Below are 25,681 nucleotides of genomic sequence, written 5' to 3'. Positions count from 1 at the left end.
ACCTCAGTTCTTGAACGGGAAACGGAAACCGGCGAGCAGTGCCTTGCACTCTTCATCGGTCTTGGCCGTCGTGGTGATGCTGATATTGAGACCGCGCAGGGCATCGACCTTGTCGTACTCAATTTCGGGGAAAATGATCTGTTCCTTGACGCCGACGTTGTAGTTGCCACGGCCATCGAAGGAACGGCCGGAGATACCACGGAAGTCGCGCACGCGGGGCAGTGCCACGGTGACGAAGCGATCCAGGAATTCGTACATCCGCACGCCACGCAGGGTGACCATGCAGCCCAGGGGCTGGCCTTCACGGATCTTGAAGCCTGCGATGGCCTTCTTGGCCTTGGTGACGACAGGCTTCTGACCGGCGATCTTGGTCAGGTCGGCCACGGCGTTGTCCATGACCTTCTTGTCGGCAACGGCTTCACCGACACCCATGTTCAGGGTGATCTTGGTGATGCGCGGCACTTGCATGGGAGACTTGTAACCAAATTTCTTGGTCAGCTCGGCCACGACTTTTTCGCGATAGTGTTGCTGCAGACGTGCCATGTTCATGCCACCTTGATTTCTTCGCCACTGGACTTGAAGACACGCACGCGGCTGCCGTCTTCCAGGGTCTTGATGCCGACGCGGTCAGCCTTGCCGGTTGCCGCATTGAAAATTGCCACGTTGGACTGATGGATGGGCATGGTCTTTTCCACGATGCCGCCCTGCTCGCCCTTCATGGGGTTGGGCTTGACGTGCTTCTTGACCATGTTGACACCTTCCACCAGCAGGTGGGAGTCATCCTTGCGCTGCGCGACGACGCCACGCTTGCCCTTGTCGCGACCGGTGAGGACGATGACCTCGTCGCCTTTGCGAATCTTGTTCATGCCTCTTCTCCTTACAGCACTTCGGGAGCGAGCGACACGATCTTCATGAAGCGCTCGGTACGCAGTTCACGCGTCACGGGGCCGAAGATGCGGGTGCCGATGGGCTCCAGCTTGCTATTGAGCAACACGGCGGCGTTGCCATCGAACTTGATCAGGGAGCCATCGCCACGGCGGATGCCCTTGGCAGTGCGGACAACCACGGCGCTGTAGATCTCGCCCTTCTTGACGCGACCACGCGGCGCAGCTTCCTTGACGCTGACCTTGATAATGTCGCCGACGCTAGCGTAACGACGCTTGGAGCCGCCCAGCACCTTGATGCACAGGACAGACTTGGCGCCCGTATTGTCGGCAACCTCTAGACGAGATTCTGTTTGGATCATTTTGAGTTCCCAACTTGTACTTCGAAGCACACCGAGACGGTGCACACCAAAAGCCAGTCTTGGGCCCGTCATCCACGCACATGCAGAACGCACGACGCTTCAGTTGGGCAGACATATCGCACCTGAAATGATGCGAAGCTTTGCATTGTCGCCGATGCAAGGGACAAAGTCAATATCCAGACGAAGCGGGGTGCCCTGGATGCCGCGTGTGTGCAACAGTCGTTGCGCCGCACGGCAGCACCGGCTGTGCGGCTCGCAGGAACAGGGAAGCAGGGGCGCTGCATAATCGATCCCCAATGGCCTGCGCGCAGGCCCTTTCCCTCTCTTTTCTGCTGCCGGTGCCGGTCGGTGCCGGGGCTCTGTCTTCAGGATCATCTCCATGCACGCCTCCGCCTTTGCGCATCCCCAGCTTCGTCTTGTGTTCATCGGGGGCGGGAACATGGCCTCCGCCATTCTGGGAGGGCTGATCAAGGAAGGGCTGCGCCCGGACCAGGTGACGGTAGTGGCCCCGACGGAGACGACGCGCGCCCGACTGTCGGCGCAGTTCGGGGTGCATACGCTGGGCGCTGCGGGGCCGGAGCTGGCCGGTGCCGATGTGGTGGTGTGGGCAGTGAAGCCGCAGGTGTTTCACGAGGCGTCGCTGCCGGTGGTGCCGCACACGCCGGGCGCCCTGCATCTGAGCGTGGCGGCTGGCATCACCACCGAGACCCTGGCGCGCTGGCTGGGAACCGACCGCGTGGTGCGCTGCATGCCCAATACGCCATCCCTCATCGGGCAGGGCATGTCGGGCCTGTACGCGGCACCGGGAGCCACCGCCGCCGATCGGGAGCTGACGGATGCCCTGCTCCACCCCACAGGCAAGCTGCTGTGGGTGAAGGAGGAAGCGCAGCTGGATGCGGTGACGGCCATTTCCGGATCGGGGCCTGCCTATGTGTTCTACTGGATTGAGGCCCTGATTCAGGGGGGCGTGGAGCTGGGGCTGAGCGAGGCCGAGAGCCGCGAGCTGGCCGCGCAGACGCTGGCGGGCGCTGCAGCCCTGGTGCAGGCATCGGACGAGGCGCCCGAAGTGCTGCGGGCCCGTGTGACCAGCAAGGGGGGCACGACCCATGAGGCCATCACCAGCATGCAGCAGCACCAGGTGGGCGAACACATCGTGGAGGCCATGCGTGCGTGCTGGCGCCGCGCGCGTGAAATGGCCGCCCAGTACCGCTGAGTCTTCCCGAGATGCGCTCGCTGCAGCCCGATGAAACCGCTGTGCCCGAGGAGGTGCAGCCCAGGGGACTGGAATGCCGAATTCCGCCTCCGGTGGTGGACGGGCTGTGCGCGGCCCTCATGTACGGCGCAGCACGCGGCACTCCTGCCTGGGAATGGCACCTGCCCGTTGCGTGGCGCATCACGCTGGCGCTGTGCGCAGCGGCCTGTGGCATGGGGATGGCGCTGTCCGGGCTGGGAATGTTCCGCAAGCTGCGCACCACGCCGGATCCGCTGCATCCTGCGCGGGCGAGCCGGCTGGCACAGGACGGGGTGTACCGGCACACGCGCAATCCCATGTATCTGGGCATGGCGCTGGTGCTGCTGGGCTGGGGGTGCTGGCTGGCACACCCACTGGCCCTGCTGTGCGTGCCGCTGGCCATGGCCTATCTGCAGCGTTTCCAGATCCGGCCCGAGGAGCGGTTGCTGCACAGCCGCTTTGGGGAAGCATACGCGCGCTACTGCCGCCGGGTGAGGCGCTGGCTGTGAGCGCGGCACTGCCTCACGGGGTGGTGGAGTCGGAGGTGACGGGAGTGGTGACGGCTGCGCCCGCGACGGGGGGGGCGGAGGCCGCCGAGGCGGCTGCATCGGGGGTGCGACGCGCAGCCGCAGGGCTGTCGATGGTGCCGCCGTTGAGGGCCGATTCGTTCACGATTTCGAACACTTTCACGACCTTGAGCACACCGTTGACATCGCGCACGGTGCTGGTGGCCAGATCTGCCTCGCGTGGCGTGACGATGCCCATGAGGTAGACGGTACTGAGTTCGGTGACGACCTTGATGGCGCCGGACTGCAGGCTCCTGGTACCCAGCAGGGCCGACTTGACGCGGCCGGTGGTGAGGCTGTCCGAGGTACGCTGCGACAGGCTGGCCGCCGGGCCGACGGTGAGCTCGTTGACCACATTGCGCACGTTGGGCACGGTTCGGGCCACGGCTTCGGCCTGCTGGCGATCGGCTTCGGTGGGCACCTGTCCGGTGAGCAGCAGGATGCGGTTGTAGCTGACGGGGTCGAGATGGCCGCGCTCCTGCAGGGCGCTGGCCATGCGGTTCTTGGCCCGGAGCTCGATTCCCTCGTCGTCGAGCTGGGCGCCCGAGGTGCGCCGGTCCACTGCCAGCATGGCACCTCCGGCTGCACCGCCAACGAGCAGGGGAGCGCAGGCCGTGAGAGTGCTGCCCAGAACCAGGGTGGCGCACAGGGCTCGCAGGGGGAACGAGGCAGGGAAACGGGGCATGACAGGAACTCCTGGGACAGTGAGGCACAACACAGAGCCGGGGCAGGCACGTCCGGATGGCGTCGCCCTGCCCGATGGAACGCATGCCATCATAACGAGGCGTCGAAGGCGGCTTGTAACCATTCCCACTGCAGGTGGCCGGCTGCATCGGGCTGCCCCGCCATGACATCGAAGCGGCAGGCTGGAAGACGTGCACAGGACGCCAGGAAATGCTGGGCGGCCAGAATGAGGCGCCGCTGCTTGATGGGGCCGATGCTGGCGGCTGCTCCGCCATGGAGACCGTCGTGCCGGAGGCGTACCTCGACGAACACCAGCGTGCCGTCGGGGGCGCGCATAATGGCGTCGATTTCGCCGCCACCCCGCCCGGGGGTGCGGTAGTTGCGCTGCACGAGACGCAGGCCCCGCCGCTCCAGCCAGGCGACGGCCTGGGCTTCGGCTGCGTCTCCCTGGGCACGCGTGTCCGTGCGTGCCGTGCGCCCGCGTCCTGCTGCTCCGCCGAAAAGGAATCCCATTGCCGTCCGTCGCTCCTACCCTGACTGCCGATTTCGGCCCGCTGCTGCAGGCCGTGCCGGGCGCTGCTGCGCACCAATCATATCCGGCAGGCACCCTGTATCTGGTCGCCACCCCGATCGGCAACCTGGCCGACATCACGGTACGGGCACTGCAGGTGCTGCAGATGGTGGATGCGGTGGCCTGCGAGGACACCCGGCACACCCAGGCCATGCTGCGAGCCTATGGCCTGGCCCGGCCGCAGCCCCAGCTGCTTGCGCTGCACCAGCACAACGAGGAGACGGCGGCGCAGGGCGTGGTGGCGCGGCTGCGGCAGGGGGAACGGATTGCGTATGTGAGCGATGCCGGCACGCCCGCCGTGAGCGATCCCGGCGCCCGGCTGGTGCAGGCCGTGCGCGAGGCTGGCCTGCGGGTGATGCCGCTGCCCGGTGCGAGCAGCGTGCTCACGGCGCTGTGTGCGTCGGGGGCAGATACCACCCAGCTCAGCAATGGCGTGGCAGGACTGGAAGGAGGCTGGGTGTTTGCCGGATTCCTGCCCGGCAAGGGCGGGGAGCGTGCCCAGGCGCTGCAGGCCCTGCAGGCGGAGCGGCGCACGGTGGTGCTGCTCGAAGCTCCGCACCGCATTGCCGCCCTGTGCCGGGAGCTGGCCGTGCTGGGCACACGCCCCGTCACGCTGGCCCGTGAGCTGACCAAGCAGTTCGAGACCATCGTGACCCTGCCTGCGGATGAGGCGGATGCCTGGATCGGCGGTGCGCCGGAGCGCGCACGCGGCGAATTCGTCGTGGTCGTGCATGCCCTGCCTGCCGAATCCCGGAACGACGCTGCCCTGCCCGAGCCCGCCCTGCGCGCGTTGCGCCTGCTGCTTGCCGAGCTGCCCACACGGGCGGCGGTGCGTCTGGCGGCGGAACTGACCGGTGCCTCGCGCAACGCACTCTATGCCCAGGCGCTGGCATGGAAGCAGGAAGGCACCGGGGCCGAAGACGCCACCTGAAACGCACCCGCAACGACAGCAGTGCGACCTCGCCGGATGAAGCAGACGCCAGGAGGCTGCTGCAGGAAGGCACCTCTGCCGTCGCACCCCGCCCTGCACGGACGGGAGCGATGGAGGACAATACTTTCAGCTCTGCAGGCTGCGCCGTCTGAAACCGGACACTGCATGTCTGCAGCAACCACTTGGCACCTCTGTAACACCTCCCATCTGTGAACGGATGCTGTCTCTTTCCTGATAATGGAGCCCTGGAGCGCGCCAGTACCGGAAATGCATGCAATGGCATGCCCCATCCGACTGCCGAGCAGCCATGGGTCCTGTCGCCTGGCGGAACCTGCACCGAACGGAGAATAAAAATTGTCGCCTTCTTCCCACGCCGTCCTGCCGCCTGAGGCGCCCCAACCTGTCAAGGGCGGCGTCGAGCCCCTGATTGTGCGCGGTCCGCGCCGGCCCGATCTGATGCGGCACGAGATGCTGCCTGATGTCTTCGAGGCCACGGCGCAGCGGCTGCCGCACAAGGTGGCGCTGATCGATGGCGCAAGCGGCAACACCCTGACCTACGCGCAGCTCGACCATGCGGCCGACCTGGTGGCCCACCACCTCATGACCCACGGGGTGCGCCCCGGCCAGATCGTGGGCCTGTGGCTGCCACGCGGGCTGGAGCTGCTGGTGATGCAGCTCGGCATCACCAAGGCAGGGGCAGCCTGGCTGCCCTTCGATGCCGATGTGCCGACCGACCGCATTGCCGTGTGTCTCAAAGACGCCAGCGCGGCCGGGCTGGTGTGCCACAGCGACTGGGCCGAAGGTCTGGCCCAGGAACCCTATGTCACCTGGCGGCACGGAGAGCTGCTGGCCGAGGCGGAAGGCCCGCTGACGCGGCGCGCGGAGCTGGCTCCGCACCACCCGGCCTATGTGATCTACACCAGTGGCTCGACGGGCAAGCCCAAGGGCATCGTGATCGAGCACGCCAACATCACCCACTTCCTGCGCAGCGAGAACGAGGTGCTGGGCGTGACCGAGAACGACCGGGTGTACCAGGGGTTCTCGGTGGCCTTCGACATGTCGTTCGAGGAAATCTGGATCAGCTATCTGGTGGGCGCCACGCTGTGGGTAGCCCCCAAGGCCCTGGTGAGCGACCCGGATGCGCTGCCGCGTGCCCTGCAGGACAACGGCATCACCGTGCTGCATGCCGTGCCCACGCTCCTGGCGCTGTTCAGCACCGAGGTGCCCGGCCTGCGCATCATCAATCTGGGCGGCGAAATGTGCCCCGATGCCCTGGTGGCGCGCTTCGACCGCCCCGGCCTGCAGATCTTCAACACCTACGGCCCGACCGAGGCCACGGTGTCTGCCAGCCTGGCCCTGCTCACCCGCGACAGGCCGGTGACCATCGGCTGGCCGCTGCCCAACTACGGCATGCTGGTGCTTGACGAGCAGCAGAAGCCCGTGCCGCCCGGCGAAACCGGGGAGCTGTGCATCATCGGCCCCGGCGTGGCGCAGGGCTACCTGGGCCGGCCCGAGCTGACGGCCGAGAAGTTCCTGCCCAACCCCTGGGCCGCTCACGAGAGCGAGCACCGCCTCTACCGCACGGGCGACCTGGCGCGCATTCAGGACGACGGCGCCGTGCAGTGTCTGGGACGCGCGGACGATCAGGTCAAGATCCGGGGATTCCGGGTGGAGCTCGGCGAGATCGAGGCAGCCCTGTGCGAACAGGCCGGCGTGGGCACGGCCGCCGTGCTGGTGCGCAAGATCAACGACATCGACCAGCTCGTGGCCTGGATCGCTCCCGAGCAGAATCTGGACGACGCCGGGCAGCCTCTGCCGCCGCCTGCAGCCAGCCAGCTGCGCGAGGCGCTCAAGGCGCGTCTGCCGTCGTACATGGTGCCGGTGCGCTACGAATTCGTGGATGTGCTCCCGCGCCTGCTCTCGGGCAAGATCGACCGCAAGGCACTCAAGGCCATCGAACTCGCTCCGGCGCAGGACAGCGTTGACTCCGACACTCCCGACAACGATGCCGAGCGCCTGCTCTTCGACGTGCTCAAGGGCATGTTCCCCGGCGAGGCCCTGCGCCGCGATGCCGACTTCTTCAGCGACCTGGGCGGGCACTCGCTCTTTGCGGCGCGGCTGGTGTCGCTGCTGCGCGCCGATGCGCGGCTCGCCTCCATGACGGTGCAGGACGTGTACCGCAACCGCCGCCTCGGCAAGATCGCCGACGCCATGCTCGAACACATGCTCGGCGCGCAGGAAACCAGCGCCCCGTTCGAGCCCTCGCCGCACAACACCCTGTGGCGCCGCCTGCGCTGCGGCGTGTTCCAGGCCATGGCGCTGCCGGTGCTGGTCTTCATCTCGGTGATGCAGTGGCTTGCCCCCTTCTTCACGTACCACATCTTCACCGGCAGCCCCGGTGACAGCATCTGGCGCGCCATGCTGTACTCGCTCGGCGTGTTCGTGCTGGTGCACCTGGCCAGCCTGCTGCTGGCGGTGATCGGACGGCGCTACGTGCTCGGCCGCGTGCGACCGGGCCGCTACCCGCTGTGGGGGTGGATGTACTTCCGGTGGTGGCTCTCCGACCGCATGGTCAACGCAGCCCCGCTGTACCTGCTCAACGGCTCGATCCTGATGAACTTCTACCTCAGGGCCGTGGGCGTGCAGCTCGGTCGTGACGTGGCACCGGGCGGCGTGCTGGTGCGCGTGCCCTCGCTCATCTCCATCGGGGATGGCGTGAGCATCGGCGCAGCCGTGAACTTCGAGAATGCCCGGGTCGAACGCGGCGAACTGGTGTTCGGGCGCATCGACATCGGCGCCGAAAGCAGCGTGGGCTCGTACTGCGTGCTCGAAGGCAACACCCGCATGGGCGAATACTCCAAGCTCGAAGGCCAGTCGGCCCTGGCCGACGGACAGTCCGTACCCTCGGGCGAGAGCTGGCTCGGCAGCCCCGCCGCGCGCGTGGGCAGCTACGACCGCAGCCACCTGCCGGCCCGCCCGCCCTACACCTTCAGCCAGGCGGTGTTCGAGACCTGCTTCTACGGCGTCAACACCTTCCTCATCGGCATGATCTTCTTCATGCCGCTGTTCCCGACCTTCATGTTCGTGGACTGGCTGCTGCCCGAGAGCCCCTTCAGCAGCTTCTGGGCCCAGGCCCTGCACTACTCGACCCTGGCCATTCCGGCCTCGGCCATCCTGATCGTGTTCACGGCCCTGCTGTCGGCCACCGTGCGGTGGCTGGCCATTCCGCAGATGGAGCCGGGCCGCTACCCGGTGCACGGCTCCACCTACTACCGCAAGTGGATCATCAACCAGATCCAGGACACCAGCCTGCAGACCCTGCACTCGGTCTATGCCACCGTGTTCGCTCCCTCGTGGTACCGCCTGCTCGGCGCCAAGGTCGGCAAGCGTGCCGAAATCTCCACCGCCATGGGCGTGGTGCCCGACATGCTCACGCTCGGCGACGAAACCTTCATCGCCGACGCGGTGATGCTCGGCGACGACGATGTCGAAGGCGGCTGGATGACCCTGCGCCGCACCACCGTGGGCCACCGCAGCTTCGTCGGCAACGGCGCCTATGTGCCCGATGGCTCCGTCATCCCGCCCAACGTGCTCATCGGGGTGCAGTCGCGCGCTCCCGAAAGCGCCCGCATGAAACCGGGCGACACCTGGTTCGGCACCCCGCCGATCCAGCTCCCGGCCCGCGAGGTCGTGACCGGCTTCGACGAGGACACCACCTTCCACCCCGGATTCGCCCGTATGACCGGACGCACGCTCGTCGAGAGCTTCCGCATCGTGGTGCCGCTCGCCTACAGCGTGGGCGTGGGCTATGCCATCGTCAACAGCGTGATGCCCTACGTCGGCAACGAAGACTGGGCCGGCATGTTCTGGCACCTGGCCATGTCCGGCGCCCTCTACGGACTCGGCTCGATGGTCTTCGTGCTGCTGCTCAAGTGGATCTTCATTGGCCGCTACAAGCCCTCGGCCCACCCCATGTGGACCCCCTTCGTGTGGTTCAGCGAAGCCGTGACCAACATGTACGAATCCATGGCCGTCATGAGCTTCCTCAACTACCTGCGCGGCACCCCCATGCTGCCCTGGGCCCTGCGCCTGTACGGCGCCAAGGTCGGCAAGTACGTCTACCTCGACACCACCGACATGACCGAGTACGACTGCGTCACCGTGGGCGACCACGCCGAACTCAACAACCTGTGCGGCCCGCAGACCCACCTGTTCGAGGACCGCATCATGAAGATCGGCAACGTCGTCATCGAACGCGGCGCCAACATCCGTGCCCGCTGCACCGTGCTGTATGACGCCACGCTGGGCGAGGGCGCCATGCTCGGCCCGCTGACCCTGGTCATGAAGGGCGAGAACATCCCGCCCAACAGCGACTGGTGCGGCTCGCCCGCAGCACCGTGGAAAGCCGCCGCCGAGCAGTGATCCCGCATCCCGGCGCCCGACTCCCAGCGCACACCGTGCAGGACATGCACGACGTGCCCTGGATCGCACAGGGGGAGTGCACCCTCACGCCCCCGGGCCAGCCCCCTGTGCACGTGCGCTACGGGTGGCTCCCCTGCCCTCCTGCCACCCAGGCCTGCGACCGCGCCCGGCTGCTGCGCCACGTCGCACAAGGGTGGTGCGGGTACGCCATCGACACCGAGGCCCTGCCCCCCGAAGGCATCGGCTGGAGCTATGCCGGACAACTCGCCCTGATCGCCATGGCCGACCGGGGTGCCCTGGGCGTGGACGCCACCCGTGCCGACTGGCTCGACCCCAGTGCCTGGCATGCCGTGCTGCGACTCTACGACGGCGCGCCCCCGCCGCCATCGGCCAGCGCCCGCACCTGTGCCCAGGCCTGGACCCGCCTCGAAGCCGCCGACAAGTGCCTGCGCACCGGCCTGCGCGAAGCCACCCCTTCCACCCACGCCGCCCGCACCAGCTGCCTCTTCTACCCCCTCCCCACCCCGCCTGACCTGCCGGAGCTGGTGGCATGGGGAGCTTGGCGGGGGTAGGGGGCGCACATTTTCGGGTCCACTTACTTCACCAGCTCCATCAGCCTGTCGAAGCTGTCCACCACCTCATAGCTGATGTGTGCAGCACCGGCATGCTGGTTGATTTTGTCGAAAAATTTGCGTGCGCATTGAATCTTGGTTCTTTCGATCTCACGCAGCTCCATGGAAGACATGGAGCCCTTGGTTTCTGCCACAAAATAAATGTGCTTGACTGTTCCCTCCCTGAAGGAGATGGCCCAATCCGGGTTGTAGTTTCCTACGGGCGTAGGAATCAGAAAACCACGCGGCAGCTTGGCATACACCACCACGTCGCTGCTGGTGTCCAGCTCCGTCACGAATCGACGTTCCACAAGAGAATCGGTCAGCACATAGTCGTAGATGTGATGCCGCAGTTTTTCTCCAGCCTTGTTGAAGTCCTGATGACTCTGGCTGGCGGTGAAAATATCCAGGTCATACTTGTCCTCCACCTCGTCATAGGCCAAATGCTCGACGATGACCGTGGCCTTTTGCTCGTTGATCAGGCGAATGGCTTCGGCAATGAAATTCTCCGGATTGGTTCTGAACTGCGCAAACACTGCGGCGTTCATGCCTTTCAGAATTTCAGCAATCGTGCGGCGAGTCAGCTGCGTGCCCTCAGCCAGCTTGCCGATCAGGTCGTACCTGACGGCCGAGTGCGCCGACACATAGTTGCTCTCGGTTTCCGAAGCCTTGAGCCTGAACGCATCTCCCGCTTGCAGGCCTTCGTAGGTAATGGACTCGGCCTGCTCGCCGCGCTGGATCGTATATTGCAGCGGCGTAACGCGCAGGCCAGCGTCCCTGTCGTTGAGCACCGCCACCGCCTTCTGGACCAGCTCGGACTCCTTGAAGCTGACGCTGTACGCCGCCTTGCGATTGATGCGGTTCCACAGGGCCCGGAACTCCTGCCGATCAAAGTTGGCGTTGAGCGGATTCCTTTTGGGACGGCGGTCGTCGCCGATCTCGGGCAGCTGGCTGACACTGAACACACTGTCGATCAGCTGGTAGACCTGGGCTGCATAGGGCCTGAGCTCTGGCGGCAGCTCGGCCAGGGCATCCGTCTGCTTCGCAGCGTGATACGTGCCCGTGATGTGGTCGGCATCGTCCGTGTAGTCGTTCTTGAGCAGGTACCTGTAGATATGCCTGGCCAGCTGCGGGGTGACCTCCACGTTGCCTGTGGCTGTCTTCAGGATCTTGCCGGTAAAGAAGGCCTCGTCGGCCACCTGCGGGCGGGCAGAAAGCGATTCGGCAATGTCTTTCTGCAGCGCCGCAACAAAGTCCCCGTAACTCTCGCTCGCCACCACCGTCAGCACATTCACGTCATGGACCGTCACGGGATCGTCCATGCGTTCACCCTGCTGGTTGACAGAAATGCGCAGCCCCCGCCCCACCTCCTGACGGCGAGAGATCGTGTTGTCGCTGTGCTTGAGCGCACAGATCACGAACACGTTGGGGTTGTCCCAGCCTTCGCGCAGCGCCGAATGCGAGAAGATGAAGCGCACCGGTTCATCCAGCGACAGCAAACGCTCCTTGTTCTTCAGTATCAGGTCGTATGCCTCCACGTCGTTGGACAGGCCCGCATTCTCGCCGCGCTTCTCGATGTCGGGATTGACTTCCCGCCTCGTCTTCTTGTCGATGGAAAAGTACCCGCTGTGGGTCTTCTCGGCCGTGATGCCCCTGAGGTACTGGACATATGGCGTCTCATCCAGGTCCAGCATCTCGTTGAGGTACAGGTTGTATTCCTCTTCGAAGATGCGCGCATAGTCGCCCTTGGTGTCGGGCTGCGCATAGTCGCGGTACTTGGCCACCTCGTCGATGAAGTACAGCGTCAGGACCTTCACGCCCTGCTGGAACAGAGCCTGCTCCTTGTCGAAGTGGGCCTTGATGGCCTCGCGGATCTGGATGCGGCGCAACGCCGCCTCGGTCACGTCACCGGTGACATCTCCCACCCGCAGCTGCACCCCGTTCGTGAAGCTCAGGGTGTCCGTATGGGCGTTGATGTCGGACACCACGAAGCCCTCGCGGTACTGGTCCAACTGGTGAGACAGGTCATACAGGTTGTCCCCCCTGGACAGCAGCTTCACAACCCGCTTGATGCGCCCCCCTGCCAGCCTGCGCTCGAACTCGACGCGTGCCTCGGGAGGCTTCTTGCTCGAAATCTCGACGGACTGCAGATACAGGTAGCCTGCGGTGCCGGCCAGCCCCTTTACCGAGATGCCCCGTGCAGCGATCTTTTTCACCAGCTTCTGGTTGTAGGCATCCAGCGCGTCCAGGCGGTGAATCTTGTGGTGCGTGGTTCTGTGCGTGGCCGAGTAGCGCAGCACCATCAGGGCATGGAACTCTTCCAGAGACTTCAGGGTCTGTGCGCCTTCCATTCTCTGCGGCTCGTCCAGAATCAGGATCGGCCTGTTGGCCCGGATGACATCGATCGGGCGGCGGGACTGGAAATCATCCAGCACCTCATAGATGCGGCGATTGTCCTTGCCCTTGGCATTGAACGCCTGCACGTTGATGACCATGATGTTGATGCCCGCGTCCGATGCAAAGCTCTCCAAATGATGCAGCTGCCGGGAGTTGTAGATGAAGAAGCGCGCCTTCTTCTGGTAGGACTCCAGAAAGTGCTCGGCGGTGATCTCCAGCGACTTGGCCACCCCTTCCCGAATGGCGATGCTCGGCACGACAATGATGAACTTGCCCCAGCCGTAGCGGCGGTTGAGCTCGAAAATCGTCTTGATGTAGCAGTACGTCTTGCCCGTGCCCGTTTCCATCTCGATATCGAGGTGCACCCTGGAAATGGCCCTGGCCACCTCCGTGTACTGCCTTGTCGCAGGCACCCGCTCACGCTTGGCGTTCAGGGTAAAGAAGCCATCCAGCGTGCCCGACACGGGCAGATTCTGCCCGCGCTGCACCTCCTGGATGTTGTGCAGCACCTGCTGATCCGTCAGTGCCAGATCTGCGTTCCTGAAGCCATCCTCGCTGGTGACCGTGCTGCCCAGCATACCGCCACAGGCGACATGCCCCGGATCCACGCGGTAGCTGACAGCCTCCGCCGATGCGGGCGGCTGCCCCGTAAAGCAGTCCACCACGGCCTGCACCGCAGCCGACTGGTAGGCCTGGGTCTTGAACTTGAGTTTCATGGTTTCCCCTCACAACCTCTCAGCGGCCCTGAAATCCAAAAAGCAAATAACCATATGATTTCATTGAATATATTTGGAAATCCATCAGCAATCTCCCATTGCCCCGGATTTGTGGAGCCTGAAAACTCCACTACACAGCTTGTGGAGCCCAAAACATAAAACAGACTCCACAAATCCCGTTGTCACTCACCCAGGCTCCACAAGATGCTCAGAAGACATCACGCCCCTCGGCCAGGTTGACCAGGCGGGGGAAGCACAGAGTCGCGGGTCGTCGACCGCTGCCCGCCTCCAGCTCCCGCAAGATCCCGGCGTCCTTCATCTGCCGCAAGAGGCCGGGCGTTGTCTTTTCGTGGATACCGAAGTCCCGATGCAGTTGAGCTGTCAGGTCGGACGAACGGAAGATCGGCTTGCTGAAAATGGCGTCCAGCACATGCACGGTGTATTGCGAATGCGTAGCCGCCTGAATAGCCAGCTTCATATCTTCATACAACGCTTGAATGGCGGTCACACGGGCACTGTTCTGCCCGGCCTGCGTCACGATCGCCTGCAAAAAGAAGGCGATCCAGTCGTTCCAGTCGCCATCGACCGAGATGGCCTTGAGTCTCTCGTAGTAGTCTTCCCGATGGTTCTCCAGATACTCCGACAGATAGAACATGGGTTGCGACAAGGCCTTCTTCTGATACAGAAACAGGGGGATCAGAATGCGTCCAATCCGTCCGTTGCCGTCCTTGAATGGATGCAGCAGTTCAAACTGCGCATGCACCACAGCTGTCTGCAACAAAAAATCCACATCCGCGCCATCCACGTAGCGCTCCCAAGCCTGCAAGTGGTCAGGCAGCTGGATCGGATTGGGTGGCACAAACGTGGCTTGCTCCATGGCGCAGCCGTACTTGCCAATCCAGTTCTGATCCCGCCGAAACTCGCCGGGCGTCTTATCCTGGCCGCGCACGCTGTTCATCAGAATCCGGTGCAACTCGCGCACAAAACTCAACCGGATGGGATACTCCTGCAAATGGTCACGGGCGACGTACAGCGCCTGACGGTAGTTGGAAATTTCCTGAATATCCTGAAACTTCTCGCCCTCTTTCAACATGCCGGCCTCTTGCTCCAGCACCTCGTCTACCGTGGCCTGCGTGCCCTCGATCTTGCTGGAGAGCACAGCCTCCTGCGTGGTCAAAGGCGAGAGCATCACCGCTGGGTTGGGGATGCCCTGCAACAGGCCATCGTAACGCGCCAGCGCGGCATTGGCCTGCCCCACCAGGGGCAATAGCCGTTGATAGTCCAACGCCGTCAAAGGCAAGGTGTCTGGTACGTAAGGTTGCATGCCCGGCTCCTCAGATGCACTTGACTTCGGTGGCTGGCGACAGCAGCCTGAAGATTTGCTCCACGTTGATCTTGACCGCACTGTCCTTGAAGCCCGCGTCGCGGAACACCACGCGCAGCGGCTGCACCCTGGCCAGCTCCTTCACGAAGTCCTCATCCACCCCACCGTCCGCATCGAAGCAGGCGACCAGTGCATTGCCGTCCACCAGAAACACCTCCCTGCCCTGCAGGGTCTGCCTGGCAATGGGCAACGCAAGGTCCACGCCCCAGTCGAGCATCACCTGGAACAGCAGGTCTTCGGGCGTGCGGTCGGGTTTGATGTTGTCTGCGAACAGGTCAATGTTGTTCTTGTTCAGTGCATCGGGCGTGTAGAACACATCGGCCATGTTGGAGGTGTCGATCTTAAGGACGCGGAAACCTAAGTCTGCCCTTGCTGCCGCAGCTGGATAATCGTGTTTTATTTTACTTCCTGCTCGCTTAATTCGCTCTTTTCCAACATCAGAAATCGTTTTGAAGTTAACCTTAAATGCATTGCTTTCTGGGGCGCAGGCCTCGTCTAGCTGAACCATTATAAATTTACGCCCACCATCATCTTCTGAATTAATCTGCATTGTGGCGTGCGCAGTAGTTGCCGACCCCGAAAAAAAGTCCAAAACGATATCTTCCCTATCTGTTGCAACTTGCAAAAGTCTTTTTATTAATCGAACTGGCTTTGGGGTGTCAAACACTGCCGACTCTGGAAATAGTTCGTTGATCTCTTTTTTGGCCTCCTGATTATGACCAACCTCTGAATATTTCCAGATAGTCTGGCAAGCAGTTCCTTGTTTTACTTCGGATAGAAACCTCTTGATGGCCGGCACATTATTTCCATCTGGACCAAACCAAATTCGATTATCTTCAACCAACCTCTGAAGGACAGGTAGGGTGTAGAGCCAGCACCTTCCATTTGGCGGAACATGTTTCTTTCCATTCGGTGCGATCAACTCATAAAACTGTGCTTTTGTTCCGTGACCACCTTGCGCCGTTGCATCAGCTGGTTTCCATACGCCTCTGGAATCGTTATCTGGATTCTTATAGCGTGCATTCATCTCATCGGACCGCTCAAGCAAATTCGGGTACCAATTATTCTTATCCTTAGCATAAGCCAGAATAAAGTCATGCGACTCCGAAAACCACTTCACCGCATTCTGTGGGCTGTATCGCTTCTCCCAAACAATCGTACTGACGAAATTCTCTTCGCCATATATTTCATCGCAAATACGCTTTAAGCTTGCTTGCTCATTCTCATCAATTGAAATGAAAATAGCCCCATCATTCCTCAACAGATTTCTTGCAAGTCGCAAGCGGGAGTACATCATAGAGAGCCAGTCAGAATGAAACCTTCCGTTTGACTCTGGGTTTGCAACTAGCCTTTTCCCAGTCAAATCCTTTTGATTGGAGTTGACTAGAAATTCTTCGTAACTCTGGGAAAAGTCATCTTCATAGATGAAGTCGTTTCCGGTGTTATACGGCGGATCGATGTAGATCAGCTTGACCTTCCCGAGGTACGTTTCCTGCAACAGCTTCAACGCATCCAGGTTATCGCCCTCAATGAACAGGTTTTGCGTCGTATCGAAATCCACGCTTTCTTCGCGGCAGGGGCGCAGCGTCTTGGCTATGGGCGCATTGGCCGTGAGCAGCGCCTCGCGCTTGCCGGGCCAGTTCAGCTGGTAACGCTCCTGGGGGCCTTCGACGATCGACTCCGCCAGCTCTTGCCGCAGCTGGTCAAAGTCCACTGCCAGCTTCACATGGCCATCTGGCCCCCGGGCCTCGGTGACGCAGCCCGGGAACAGATCGCGCATGCGGGCGATGTGGTCCTGCGTGAGGTTGGGGGAGTGCATTTTCATTTTTTCCATGGTGCTGTTCCGTTATTCCGCATCCCTGGCGGCTTGCTTGAGCTCGGCAAACTTGGCGGCCATGGTGGGGTTGCCGCGCGTGAGTTTCTTGATGGTGACGTCCTGTGCCTTGTCGTTGGCCAGGCGCAGGTTGCGGTCGGCGCCCTGCAGGGCTTCTTTGGTCTTTTGCAGGTGGTCGATGGATTTGTCGATTTCATCGATGGCGGTCTGGAAGCGCCGTGACGCCAGGTCGTAGTTCTTGCCGAATGCGCTCTTGAAGCTCTCCAGCTGGTTCTCGAAGTTCGTGATGTCGATGTTCTGGGACTTCACCAGGGCCAGCTCGGTCTTGTACTTGAGCGAGTTCAGCGCGGCATTGCGCAGCAGGGTGATGATGGGGATGAAGAACTGCGGACGCACCACGTACATCTTGGGGTAGCGGTGCGACACGTCGATGATGCCGGTGTTGTAGAGCTCGCTCTCGGGTTCCAGCAGCGAGACCAGCACGGCGTATTCGCAGCCTTTTTCGGTGCGGTCCTTGTCCAGCTCCTTGAAGAAGTCTTCGTTCTTCTTCCGGGTCACGGTGGTGTCGCTTTCGTTTTTCATCTCGAACATGATCGAGACGATTTCGGTGCCCGCCGGGTCCGCGTCCCTGAAGATGTAGTCGCCCTTGCTGCCGCTGCTGGCGTCGTTGTCCTTTTCGAAGTAGGCGCACGGGAAGGCGGTGGCGCGGAGGCGGTTGAACTCGGTTTCGCAGTGCTGCTCCAGGGTTTCGCCGACCATTTTGGTGGAGAGCTTGGCCTTGAGGTCCTTGAGGCGTTCGATGGCGTCTTCGCGCTCCTTGATCTGGAGCTCGTATTTCTCTTTGAGGGACTGCTCGGCCAGGCGCTTTTCGAGCTGAGCCTGCTCAAAGCGGCTTTTGAACTCGTCCCGCTGTTTTTCCACCGTGCCCAATGCCTGGGTGACGGCCAGTTGCTGGTCTCTGGTGGCGGCGTCCAGCTGGGCCTGCAGGGCCTGGATTCTGGCCGCGCTGGCGGCTGCGGCCTGCTGCAGCTCGGCCATGCGCTGGGCCTGCGCCAGTGCGGCTGCGGCTTCGTGGTCGCGCTGGACCTGCGCCAACTGGTGGGCGAGCGCGTCGCGTTCTTTCTCGGCACTGCCCAGTGCCCGGGCCACTGCCAGCTGCTGCTCCTGGCTGGCGGAGGCCACCTTGGCCTGCAGGGTCTGGATGGCGGCATCCTTGGCTGCGGCCGCTTGTTGCAGCTCGGCGGCGAATTGTGCCCTGATGAGATCGACCGCACTTTGCTTGTCCTTTTCGGCCAGCTCCAGCCTTTCGTGCAGCTGCTGCTCAAACGCATCGTCACGCACCTGCCGCAGGATATCGGCGTAGCCGGCCTCGTCGATCTTGAAGGCTTTGTGGCAGTGGGGGCAGATGATGTCATTCATGGGTGTTTTTCCTCCGGAACCTCGTGCGGCACAGGGCCGCGCATCCGGTCGATTTTGTCATGCGGATGGCAGCCGGAGGAAGCGGCGTCTGGCCGGACTGCCGAGGGGCAACCGGGCGAGCGTGCCTTCAGGACATCACGGTGACGGTGCCTGTGGGGATGGCGGGGGTGAGCTGGGGGTGGGTTGCCGGGACGCAGCTCCACTGCTGGGTGCCGGGGAAAAAGTCGCCATGCAGGTGATGGCGATGGAAACGCAGGATCAGAACCACAGACGCAGGCCGATGAGCCAGCGGGTGTCGCCGGTGGGTTCTCCGGCGGTGCGGGCCATGTCGGCGGTGCGGCCGGAGAGGAGGCGGCGCTCGACGCCGATGTAGGGGGCCCACTGGCGGCCGAATGCGTAGCGCAGGCGCAGGCCGGCGGTGGTGGAGGACAGCCCACTGCCGATGCCGTTGGCGGGATCGTCGCGGCCGTAGAGGGCCACTTCGACCCGGGGCTGGAGGACGAGGCGCTGGGTGAGGCGCAGATCGTAGTCGGCCGACAGGCGCAGGGCGGTGCGGCCGGCATCGCCGAGGTAGGCGGTGGCGTCGACTTCGACCCAGTAGGGCGTGACGCCCTGCACGCCCAGGGCCAGCCAGGCGCGGCTGGTGCCGCCCGAGAAGGTGTCGGCGCGCAGGCCGGTCTGCAGATCCCAGAAGGGGGCGATGGCGTGGCTCCAGAGGGCTTCGGTGCGGGATTCGTGCAGGCGGCTGTGGGCGATTTCGCCTTCGGCCTTGAGGAGGGCGCGGTCGTAGGCGGTGCCGTAGCTGAGCTGCATGTCGTAGGCGCCGAAGGTGCCGGCAGGGCTGTGGCCGCGTTCGAGGCGGTCGATCATCCATGTGCCGAAGGGGTGGGTGTCGTCGAGGTGCAGGGGCGGAACTCCCGGCAGGGCGTAGGGACCGATGCCGCGCCGATAGCCGTCCGCGTAGGCATGGGGGTCGCGCGCATCGGCGGGTGCGGCGCCACTCTGGGCGTCCATGGAGGCGCCGTGGGAGTGGACGGGTGCAGCGGAGGGAGCGGTGGATGGCGCAGGTCCAGAATGTGCGGAATGCCCCGCCGGGACGGAAGCAGCGGGTGCGGAGGGCGCAGTCTGCGCAGCCGGCATGGAGGGCAGCAGGGGCGCCTGAGGCTGCACAGGCACAGAGGCATGCGTATGCCCCTGTGCCGCGTTCTGCACCGCTGCGTGGTCATGCCCGTGGTGTGCCAGAAGAGCATGGGAAGATGCCACAGGCTGCCATGAGGAGGAGGCAGCCGAGGACGGCTCGGTGTGCTCGGTGTGCTCGGTGTGCTCGGTGTGCTCGGTGTGCTCGGTGTGCTCGGTGTGCTCGGTGTGCTCGGTGTGCTCGGTGTGCTCGGTGTGCTCGGTGTGCTCGGTGTGCTCGGTGTGCTCGGTGGGCTCGGTGTGCTCGGTGGAGAGGCTGGCGGGCAAGGTCTGGGCCTGTGCCGTGGGACTCCAGGCGACCAGGGTGCAGAGCAGCATGGCGAGAGCGGTGCCGGCCAGCGGGCGGGGGCAGGAGGGAATGGACTGCGCGGACATGGGGTTCTTCCTTGGGGAGACAGCACGGCGCGCGGGATGCGCGTGGCAAGAGGCCGGGCGAGGCCGTGAAGGCCGGGCGAGGCCGTGAAGGCCGGGCGGGCTGGTTTCGGCTCAGTGGATGACGACTTCGCGGAACATGCCCATTTCCATGTGGAACATGAGGTGGCAGTGCCACACCCAGCGCCCGGCCGCATCGGCGGTCATGAGGTAGCTGACGCGCTGGGCCGGCTGCACGGGCAGGGTGTGCTTGCGTGCCAGGAAGCGGCCGTCGGGGGTTTCGAGCTCCTGCCACAGGCCGTGCATGTGCATGGGGTGGGTCATCATGGTGTCGTTGTGCAGGATGATGCGCACGCGCTCGCCCAAGCCGAAGTGCACTGGCGTGCTCTGGCCGAATTCGAGGCCGTCGAACTGCCAGGCGTAGCGCTCCATGTTGCCCGTGAGGTGGAATTCGAGCTCGCGCTCGGGGCCGCGCGGGTCGAGCGGGCCGCCGAGGGTGTGAAGATCGGCGAGCGTGAGGGTGCGGCGGCCGGTGTGGCGCAGGCCGACGCCGGGGTCGTCGAGGTTGGTGCGCGGCATGTCCACCCGCATGTCGGTGCCCGGGCCGTATTCGCTGCGGGCGTGGTGCACAGTGCGGCTGGGCACGGCCAGGGCGGCCTGAGGGGGCGTGCTGCGGGAAGTACCTGCCCCTGCTTCGGGCGCATGGGCGTGGGCGTTGGCATGGGCGTGTCCGCTCATGCTGCCGCCGCTGCCGTCCATGGACATGGAGGACATGTCCATGCCGGACGCGGAAGCGGCACCGGCCGGGAGCTGGCTGCCGTGGGCGTGGGACGTGCCGGAGGGGGCATCGCCGTGGGCCATGTCGCCCATCATGTCGCGCATGGTCAGGGGCTCGAAGGGATCGGGGGCGGGCACGGGTGCCGCGAGTCCGGGCCGCACGGCGAGCGTGCCGCGCACATGGCCGGCGCGTGCCATGGTCTGGGCATAGAGGGTGCAGGCGTCGTCGCGGGGCGTGACGAGCACGTCGTAGGTTTCACCGGGGCCGAAGCGGAATTCGTCCACCGAGACGGGTTCCACCCGCACGCCGTCGGCCGCCACCACGCGCAGGGACAGGCCGGGGATGCGCACGTCATAGAAGGTGTGGGCTGCTGCGTTGATGCAGCGCAGGCGCACGGTCTGCCCCTTGCGGAACAGGCCGGTCCAGTTGTCGCCCGAGGGCAGCCCGTTCATGAGACAGGTGAGCGCGGGGCCCGAGACATCGGCCAGGTCGGCGGGGCTCATGCGCATGGCGTTCCACATGCGGCGCATGGCCACGGCCTTGTCGAGCCCGTAGTGGGCCACATCGCGGGCGAACTGTGCCGCTGTGGGCTGGCGGTCGTTGTAGTAGCTGCCCTGCTGGCGCAGGCGCATGAGCACGCGCATGGGATCGGTGTCGGTCCAGTCGGAGAGCTGGACGACGTGGTCGCAGTCAGCCCGGATGTCGTCGGCCGGATCGGCGGGGTCGATGACGATGGCGCCGTGCATGCCGGTGAGCTCCTGCATGCCCGAGTGCGAGTGGTACCAGTAGGTGCCGTGCTGGCGCACGCGGAAGCGGTAGGTGAAGGTCTGCCCGGGCGCGATGCCGGCAAAGCTCACTCCGGGAACACCGTCCATCTGGTAGGGGAGCTGGATGCCGTGCCAGTGGATGGAGGTGGTCTCGCGCAGGCGGTTGGTGACGCGGATCGTCACGGTGTCGCCCTCGCGCCAGCGCAGCACGGGGCCGGGAAACGAGCCGTTGATGACAGTGGCCACGCGCGGGGTGCCGGTGAAGTCGACGGCAGCCTCGGACACCACCAGATCGAACTCCGTGCCGCGCAGCTCCGGAGGCGTGCCGCACCGGGCACGCGGCATGGAGGCCGGTGCGGCGGCGTGCGCCATGCCGGACGCGCCCAGCCCCAGCAGCCCCCCGCCTGCGGCCATGCCCAGAAGCAGGCGGCGGCGGGAGAAGTCGGGAGGCAGAAGGAGCGGAGAGGACGGCATGGGAAACTCGCAGGCAGGCCCGAACCCGGGCAGGAGAAAAAAGGCAGCCCCATTGTGGCGAGCGGCCCCCCACGGAAAGCCGACAGCCGGATGACAAATCGGTAAGGAAGCCGGCATGCCGGGCCGAATTGGGCGACACTCTGCTGCCGGGCGTCGCCCCACGCGCGTTCCGCATCGCACATGAAGGTATTGCTGATCGAAGACGAAATCAAACTGGCCGCCTACATCCGCGACGGCCTGGCCAGCGAGGGCTGCGTGGTCGACGTGGCCCACGATGGCGTGGACGGCCTGCACCTCGCGCTGGAGGGCAGCCACGAGGTGATCGTGCTCGACCGCATGCTGCCCGGCATCGACGGCATGAGTCTGCTCGCGGCCCTGCGCTCGCGCCGGCGCACGCCGGTGCTCATGCTCACGGCCCACGGCCGCGTGGAGGACCGGGTGAGCGGCCTGCAGGCAGGGGCCGACGACTATCTGGTCAAGCCCTTTGCGCTCTCGGAGCTGGTGGCGCGGCTGCAGGCGCTGGTGCGCCGCTCCCAGGTGGGCACCCCCGCAGGGGCCGAGCCCATGCGGCTGCATCTGGCCGATCTGGAGGTCGACCTGATGCGCCGCCGTGCCATGCGGGCCGGCCGACGCCTGGAGCTGACGGCCAAGGAGTTTGTACTGCTGGTGCTGTTCATGCGCCGGGCAGGGCAGGTGCTCTCGCGCACCGAGCTGGCCCAGCAGGTGTGGGACATGCATTTCGACAGCGACACCAACGTGGTCGAGGTGGCCATCCGCCGCCTGCGCACCAAGCTGGATGTGCCCTTTCCCACGCCCTTGCTGCACACCGTGCGCGGCATGGGCTATGTGCTCGAAGAACGCAGCCCATGACCGCCGGCCCCGACACGCATCTCCCGGCTCCTGCCGCCCTGCCCGACGCAGCCCCATGCCCGGCTGCTGCGCCGGCGGCCTGGTCGCTGGAGCGCCGGCAGTGGCTGGGCATGGGGCTGCTCACGCTGGTGGGGCTGGTGCTGGTGTCGCTGGGGGTGTATGGGCTCACGGCCTCGCATCTGGCGCAGCGCCGGCAGGAATCGCTGCAGGCCATGTCCCGGCTGGTGGTGCACCTACTCACCGAACGCGCCGCCAGCCATGACCCGCACACGCTGGGCATGCGGCTCGACGACCACTTCTCCGGGCATGCCGACCTGTCGCTGCGCATTCTGGGCCCCGACGGGACGGTGCGCTACCACACCCCCCATGAGATGGCTGCCACCGAGGCGGACACGCTCGCATTCCGCATCGCCCCGGAGGTGCCGGCCTTCGGCGGGCTGCAGGCCCGCCTGTCGCTCGACACCACGCCGGACCGGCAGCTGCTGCAGCACCTGGCCTGGACGCTGGCTGTGAGCTCGCTGCTGGGCGCGGGCCTGCTCGCTCTGGGCGGCCTGCTGCTGATCCGGCGCGGCATCCGCCCGGTGGCCGACCTCTCGCGCCAGATCCGCCAGCTCGGCACCTCGGATCTGGGCCTGCGGCTCGACGACTCGCTCCAGCCGCGCGAGCTGCGCCCGCTGGTGGCGGACTTCAACGCCCTGCTCGACCGCATCGAGCGCGCCCACACCCAGCTCGAAGGCTTCAACGCCGACGTGGCCCACGAGCTCAACACCCCGCTGGCCACCCTGCGTGCGAGCCACGAGGTGGCCCTGCGCCGCTACCGCGACGACCCGGCCCTGCTCGACCTGTTCGGCTCGAACCTGGAGGAGCTGCAGCGCATGGCGGGCATGGTGCGCGACATGCTGTTTCTCGCCCAGGTCGACCACGGCGCCCTGGCCCGGCGCAGCCCGGTGCCGAGCCTGCGTGCGCTCATCGCCTCGGTGGTGGACTACCACGACGCCCTCCTCGACGAGGCCGGACTCACCGTGGAAGTCGAAGGCGACGGCAGCGGCGCGCTGGACGCCCCCCTGCTGCAGCGCGCGCTCTCCAACCTGCTGGGCAATGCCTGCCGCTACGCCGACCGGGGCTCGACCATCCGCATCGCAGTGGGGCACCCGGCGCCCGGCCGCCTCTCGCTGGCGGTGGCCAACCGGGGGCCGGGCATCGACGCATCCCGGCTCGCGCGCATTTTTGATCGCTTCTACCGGGCCGACGACCCGGCCCGCTCGCACGCGCGGCACCACCACGGACTCGGGCTGAGCATCGTGGCGGCGGTGGCGCGCATGCATGGCGGCACGGTGCACGCCACCAGTGCGCCACACGGCACCTGCATCACCATGGAGCTGATTCTGGAGCCTGCGGCCTGCACAGGGCCATGTGCTGGCGCCGATAATGCAGGCATCCGGCCCCCGCCGGCCCCTGCCTCCCCGATTCCGGAGCCCTCGGCCGCGCGCACCGGGAACCGATACGGGGAGAATGACCTGCATGAACCATGACTACGATCTGATCGTCATCGGCGCGGGCTCGGGCGGCATTGCCGCCGCGCGCCGCGCGAGCGCACTGGGTGCCCGCGTCCTGATTGCCGAAAGCGGCCGCGTGGGCGGCACCTGCGTGATGCGCGGCTGCGTACCGAAGAAACTGATGGTCTACGCCGCCGAATTTGCCGACGCCTTTGCCGCCGCACGCGGCTACGGCTGGCAGTTCGAGGGCACGCCGCGCTTCGACATGGCGCAGTGGACCGCCACCAAGTCCGGCGAGATCACGCGCCTCGAAGACATCTACCGCACCCTGCTCGACACCTCCGGCGTCACGCTGGAAGAGGGACACGCCCGCATCGTGGCCCCGCACACCGTGCAGGTGGGTGCGGCCACGCACACCGCAGCCCGCATTCTGGTGGCCACGGGCAGCACCCCACGCCGCGACACCCTGCCCGGCATCGACCAGGCGCTCACCTCCGACGACATGCTCGCCCTGCACGAGGTGCCGGAGAGCCTGCTCATCGTGGGCGGCGGCTACATCGCCATGGAGTTTGCCAGCATCATGACGCGGCTCGGCTCCCGCGTGCAGGTGGCCTGCCGCGACACGCTGCCGCTGCGCGGCTTCGACCACGACCTGCGCACCCGCGTGGCCACCGCCCTGCAGGCGCACGGCGTGACGCTGCACACGGGCCAGCCGCTCGAACGCCTCGACCCCGGCACCGACGCCAGCGGCGGCTGCACCCTGCTGCGCGGCGACGGCTCCCGCATCACCGCAGCCGCCGTGCTCAACGCCACCGGGCGCCGCCCGCAGGTGCAGGACCTGGGGCTGGAGCAGGTGGGCATTCCCCTCACCCCCCATGGCGCCATTGCCGTCGATGCCTGGAGCCGCACGACCTGCGACCACGTCTGGGCCATCGGCGACGTGACGCACCGCGTCAACCTCACGCCAGTGGCCATTGCCGAGGGCCGTGCCTTTGCCGACACCGAGTTCGGCGCCCAGCCCCGGCACGTGGACCATGCGCTCGTGGCCATGGCGGTGTTCACCCAGCCGGCCGTGGGCACGGTGGGCCTCACCGAGGAAGCGGCCGCCGCACGCGGCCCGGTTGACGTGTACGAAACCGACTTCCGCCCGATGAAGGAAGCCTTCATCCACGGATCGGGGCGCGCCTACATGAAGCTGCTGGTCGATCCACCCAGCAGCCGGGTGCTCGGCGCCCATATGGTGGGCACGGGCGCGGCGGACATCATCCAGCTCGTGGCCGTGGCCCTGTCCTGCGGGGCAACCAAGGCCGACTTCGACCGCACCATTGCGGTCCACCCCACCATCGCCGAGGAATTCGTGCTCATGCGCGAACCCACCCGCACGGTCGGCGGCAGCCCCGACGCGGGCTGACCTTCGGCCCCCACGGCCCGGGGGCGCCCCACGGTCCCGTTCTGGCCCGGGCCGCCCTGTGTCCCTGTGTATTACGTACCTGACGCTGCAGGCGCCGGCACCGAAGCCGCTGCACGGGCAGAGGCCGGGGCAGCCGTCCCGGACACAGGAGCGACCGTGCCCGTCGCCGCCGCAGAAGCCGCAGAAGCCGCAGAAGCCGCAGAAGCCGCAGAAGCCGCAGAAGCCGCAGAAGCCGCAGAAGCCGCAGAAGCCGCAGAAGCCGCAGAAGCCGCAGAAGCCGCAGAAGCCGCAGAAGCCGCAGAAG

General features: G+C 65.3%; 20 protein-coding genes. 8 read left to right on the top strand and 12 right to left on the bottom strand.

Going from position 1 to position 25,681, the window contains the following annotated elements; all coding sequences use genetic code 11:
• Window positions 1-3: 3 nt before the first annotated feature.
• From rplE to rplN, 3 genes are read right to left on the bottom strand one after another with little or no spacing between them, the layout of a single operon-like run.
• Window positions 4-543 (bottom strand): 50S ribosomal protein L5, encoded by a 540-nt coding sequence (gene rplE, locus ACE3P9_RS10330; RefSeq protein ID WP_374494004.1) that lies wholly within the window; start codon window positions 541-543, stop codon window positions 4-6.
• Between the two features lie 2 nt (window positions 544-545).
• A complete protein-coding gene (gene rplX, locus ACE3P9_RS10325; RefSeq protein WP_374493939.1) occupies window positions 546-866 on the bottom strand; it encodes a 50S ribosomal protein L24 in 321 nt (106 codons plus the stop codon).
• Between the two features lie 11 nt (window positions 867-877).
• Window positions 878-1,246: a 50S ribosomal protein L14 gene (gene rplN / locus ACE3P9_RS10320; RefSeq protein ID WP_374493937.1), complete on the bottom strand. Its 369-nt coding sequence runs from the start codon at window positions 1,244-1,246 to the stop codon at window positions 878-880.
• 379 nt (window positions 1,247-1,625) lie between these two features.
• Here rplN and proC point away from each other — a divergent pair, with 379 nt between their 5' ends.
• Window positions 1,626-2,459: a pyrroline-5-carboxylate reductase gene (gene proC, locus ACE3P9_RS10315; RefSeq protein WP_374493935.1), complete on the top strand. Its 834-nt coding sequence runs from the start codon at window positions 1,626-1,628 to the stop codon at window positions 2,457-2,459.
• Between the two features lie 11 nt (window positions 2,460-2,470).
• On the top strand, window positions 2,471-2,986 hold the full coding sequence (locus ACE3P9_RS10310; protein ID WP_374493933.1) for an isoprenylcysteine carboxylmethyltransferase family protein: 516 nt from the start codon (window positions 2,471-2,473) through the stop codon (window positions 2,984-2,986).
• A gap of 13 nt (window positions 2,987-2,999) precedes the next feature.
• On the opposite strand, the gene ACE3P9_RS10305 is transcribed toward ACE3P9_RS10310, so the two are convergent.
• On the bottom strand, window positions 3,000-3,728 hold the full coding sequence (locus tag ACE3P9_RS10305) for a BON domain-containing protein (protein WP_374493931.1): 729 nt from the start codon (window positions 3,726-3,728) through the stop codon (window positions 3,000-3,002).
• 89 nt (window positions 3,729-3,817) lie between these two features.
• Window positions 3,818-4,240 (bottom strand): YraN family protein, encoded by a 423-nt coding sequence (locus tag ACE3P9_RS10300; RefSeq protein ID WP_374493929.1) that lies wholly within the window; start codon window positions 4,238-4,240, stop codon window positions 3,818-3,820.
• Window positions 4,241-4,260: 20 nt separating this feature from the next.
• On the opposite strand from ACE3P9_RS10300, the gene rsmI reads away from it, so the two are divergent.
• The 3 genes from rsmI to ACE3P9_RS10285 all read left to right on the top strand — a co-directional run bounded on the left by rsmI (window position 4,261) and on the right by ACE3P9_RS10285 (window position 10,223).
• Window positions 4,261-5,229 carry a 16S rRNA (cytidine(1402)-2'-O)-methyltransferase gene (gene rsmI, locus ACE3P9_RS10295; RefSeq protein WP_374494003.1) on the top strand — a complete coding sequence of 323 codons (969 nt, stop codon included), beginning with the start codon at window positions 4,261-4,263 and terminating at the stop codon, window positions 5,227-5,229.
• Between the two features lie 354 nt (window positions 5,230-5,583).
• Window positions 5,584-9,651, top strand: coding sequence for a Pls/PosA family non-ribosomal peptide synthetase (locus tag ACE3P9_RS10290; RefSeq protein ID WP_374493927.1), 4,068 nt, complete (start codon window positions 5,584-5,586; stop codon window positions 9,649-9,651).
• A gap of 44 nt (window positions 9,652-9,695) precedes the next feature.
• Complete coding sequence (locus tag ACE3P9_RS10285) at window positions 9,696-10,223, top strand: hypothetical protein (RefSeq protein ID WP_374493925.1); 528 nt, start codon at window positions 9,696-9,698, stop codon at window positions 10,221-10,223.
• 23 nt (window positions 10,224-10,246) lie between these two features.
• Here the strand turns inward: ACE3P9_RS10285 and ACE3P9_RS10280 are convergent, their stop codons facing one another.
• The 7 genes from ACE3P9_RS10280 to ACE3P9_RS10250 form a co-directional block, all read right to left on the bottom strand.
• The gene (locus ACE3P9_RS10280; protein ID WP_374493923.1) at window positions 10,247-13,375 is read right to left on the bottom strand and encodes a type III restriction-modification system endonuclease; all 3,129 of its coding nucleotides are present in this window, start codon (window positions 13,373-13,375) and stop codon (window positions 10,247-10,249) included.
• Between the two features lie 208 nt (window positions 13,376-13,583).
• Complete coding sequence (locus ACE3P9_RS10275) at window positions 13,584-14,699, bottom strand: Fic family protein (RefSeq protein WP_374493921.1); 1,116 nt, start codon at window positions 14,697-14,699, stop codon at window positions 13,584-13,586.
• A gap of 10 nt (window positions 14,700-14,709) precedes the next feature.
• Window positions 14,710-16,593 (bottom strand): site-specific DNA-methyltransferase, encoded by a 1,884-nt coding sequence (locus ACE3P9_RS10270; RefSeq protein WP_374493918.1) that lies wholly within the window; start codon window positions 16,591-16,593, stop codon window positions 14,710-14,712.
• A gap of 12 nt (window positions 16,594-16,605) precedes the next feature.
• The gene (locus tag ACE3P9_RS10265; protein ID WP_374493916.1) at window positions 16,606-18,012 is read right to left on the bottom strand and encodes a DUF2130 domain-containing protein; all 1,407 of its coding nucleotides are present in this window, start codon (window positions 18,010-18,012) and stop codon (window positions 16,606-16,608) included.
• Window positions 18,013-18,139: 127 nt separating this feature from the next.
• Entirely contained in the window at window positions 18,140-18,280 is a 141-nt protein-coding gene (locus ACE3P9_RS10260; RefSeq protein ID WP_374493914.1) for a hypothetical protein, read from the bottom strand.
• Window positions 18,271-19,584 carry a copper resistance protein B gene (locus ACE3P9_RS10255; RefSeq protein WP_374493912.1) on the bottom strand — a complete coding sequence of 438 codons (1,314 nt, stop codon included), beginning with the start codon at window positions 19,582-19,584 and terminating at the stop codon, window positions 18,271-18,273. Before ACE3P9_RS10255 ends, ACE3P9_RS10260 begins: the two co-directional genes overlap by 10 nt.
• 111 nt (window positions 19,585-19,695) lie before the next feature.
• On the bottom strand, window positions 19,696-21,600 hold the full coding sequence (locus tag ACE3P9_RS10250) for a copper resistance system multicopper oxidase (protein WP_374493910.1): 1,905 nt from the start codon (window positions 21,598-21,600) through the stop codon (window positions 19,696-19,698).
• 180 nt (window positions 21,601-21,780) lie between these two features.
• Here ACE3P9_RS10250 and ACE3P9_RS10245 point away from each other — a divergent pair, with 180 nt between their 5' ends.
• The 3 genes from ACE3P9_RS10245 to gorA are packed head-to-tail and all read left to right on the top strand — an operon-like array spanning window position 21,781 to window position 25,377.
• Window positions 21,781-22,470 carry a heavy metal response regulator transcription factor gene (locus ACE3P9_RS10245; RefSeq protein WP_374493909.1) on the top strand — a complete coding sequence of 230 codons (690 nt, stop codon included), beginning with the start codon at window positions 21,781-21,783 and terminating at the stop codon, window positions 22,468-22,470.
• Window positions 22,467-24,002: a heavy metal sensor histidine kinase gene (locus tag ACE3P9_RS10240; protein WP_374493906.1), complete on the top strand. Its 1,536-nt coding sequence runs from the start codon at window positions 22,467-22,469 to the stop codon at window positions 24,000-24,002. Before ACE3P9_RS10245 ends, ACE3P9_RS10240 begins: the two co-directional genes overlap by 4 nt.
• The gene (gorA, locus tag ACE3P9_RS10235) at window positions 23,992-25,377 is read left to right on the top strand and encodes a glutathione-disulfide reductase (protein WP_374493905.1); all 1,386 of its coding nucleotides are present in this window, start codon (window positions 23,992-23,994) and stop codon (window positions 25,375-25,377) included. Before ACE3P9_RS10240 ends, gorA begins: the two co-directional genes overlap by 11 nt.
• Window positions 25,378-25,681 lie beyond the last annotated feature (304 nt).

The organism is Allobrachymonas sp. (assembly GCF_041912815.1).
Classification (GTDB): Bacteria; Pseudomonadota; Gammaproteobacteria; order Burkholderiales; family Burkholderiaceae_C; genus Brachymonas.
The sequence above is the reverse complement of the archived record's forward strand: the minus strand, read 5'-3'. Positions and strand labels throughout refer to the sequence as shown.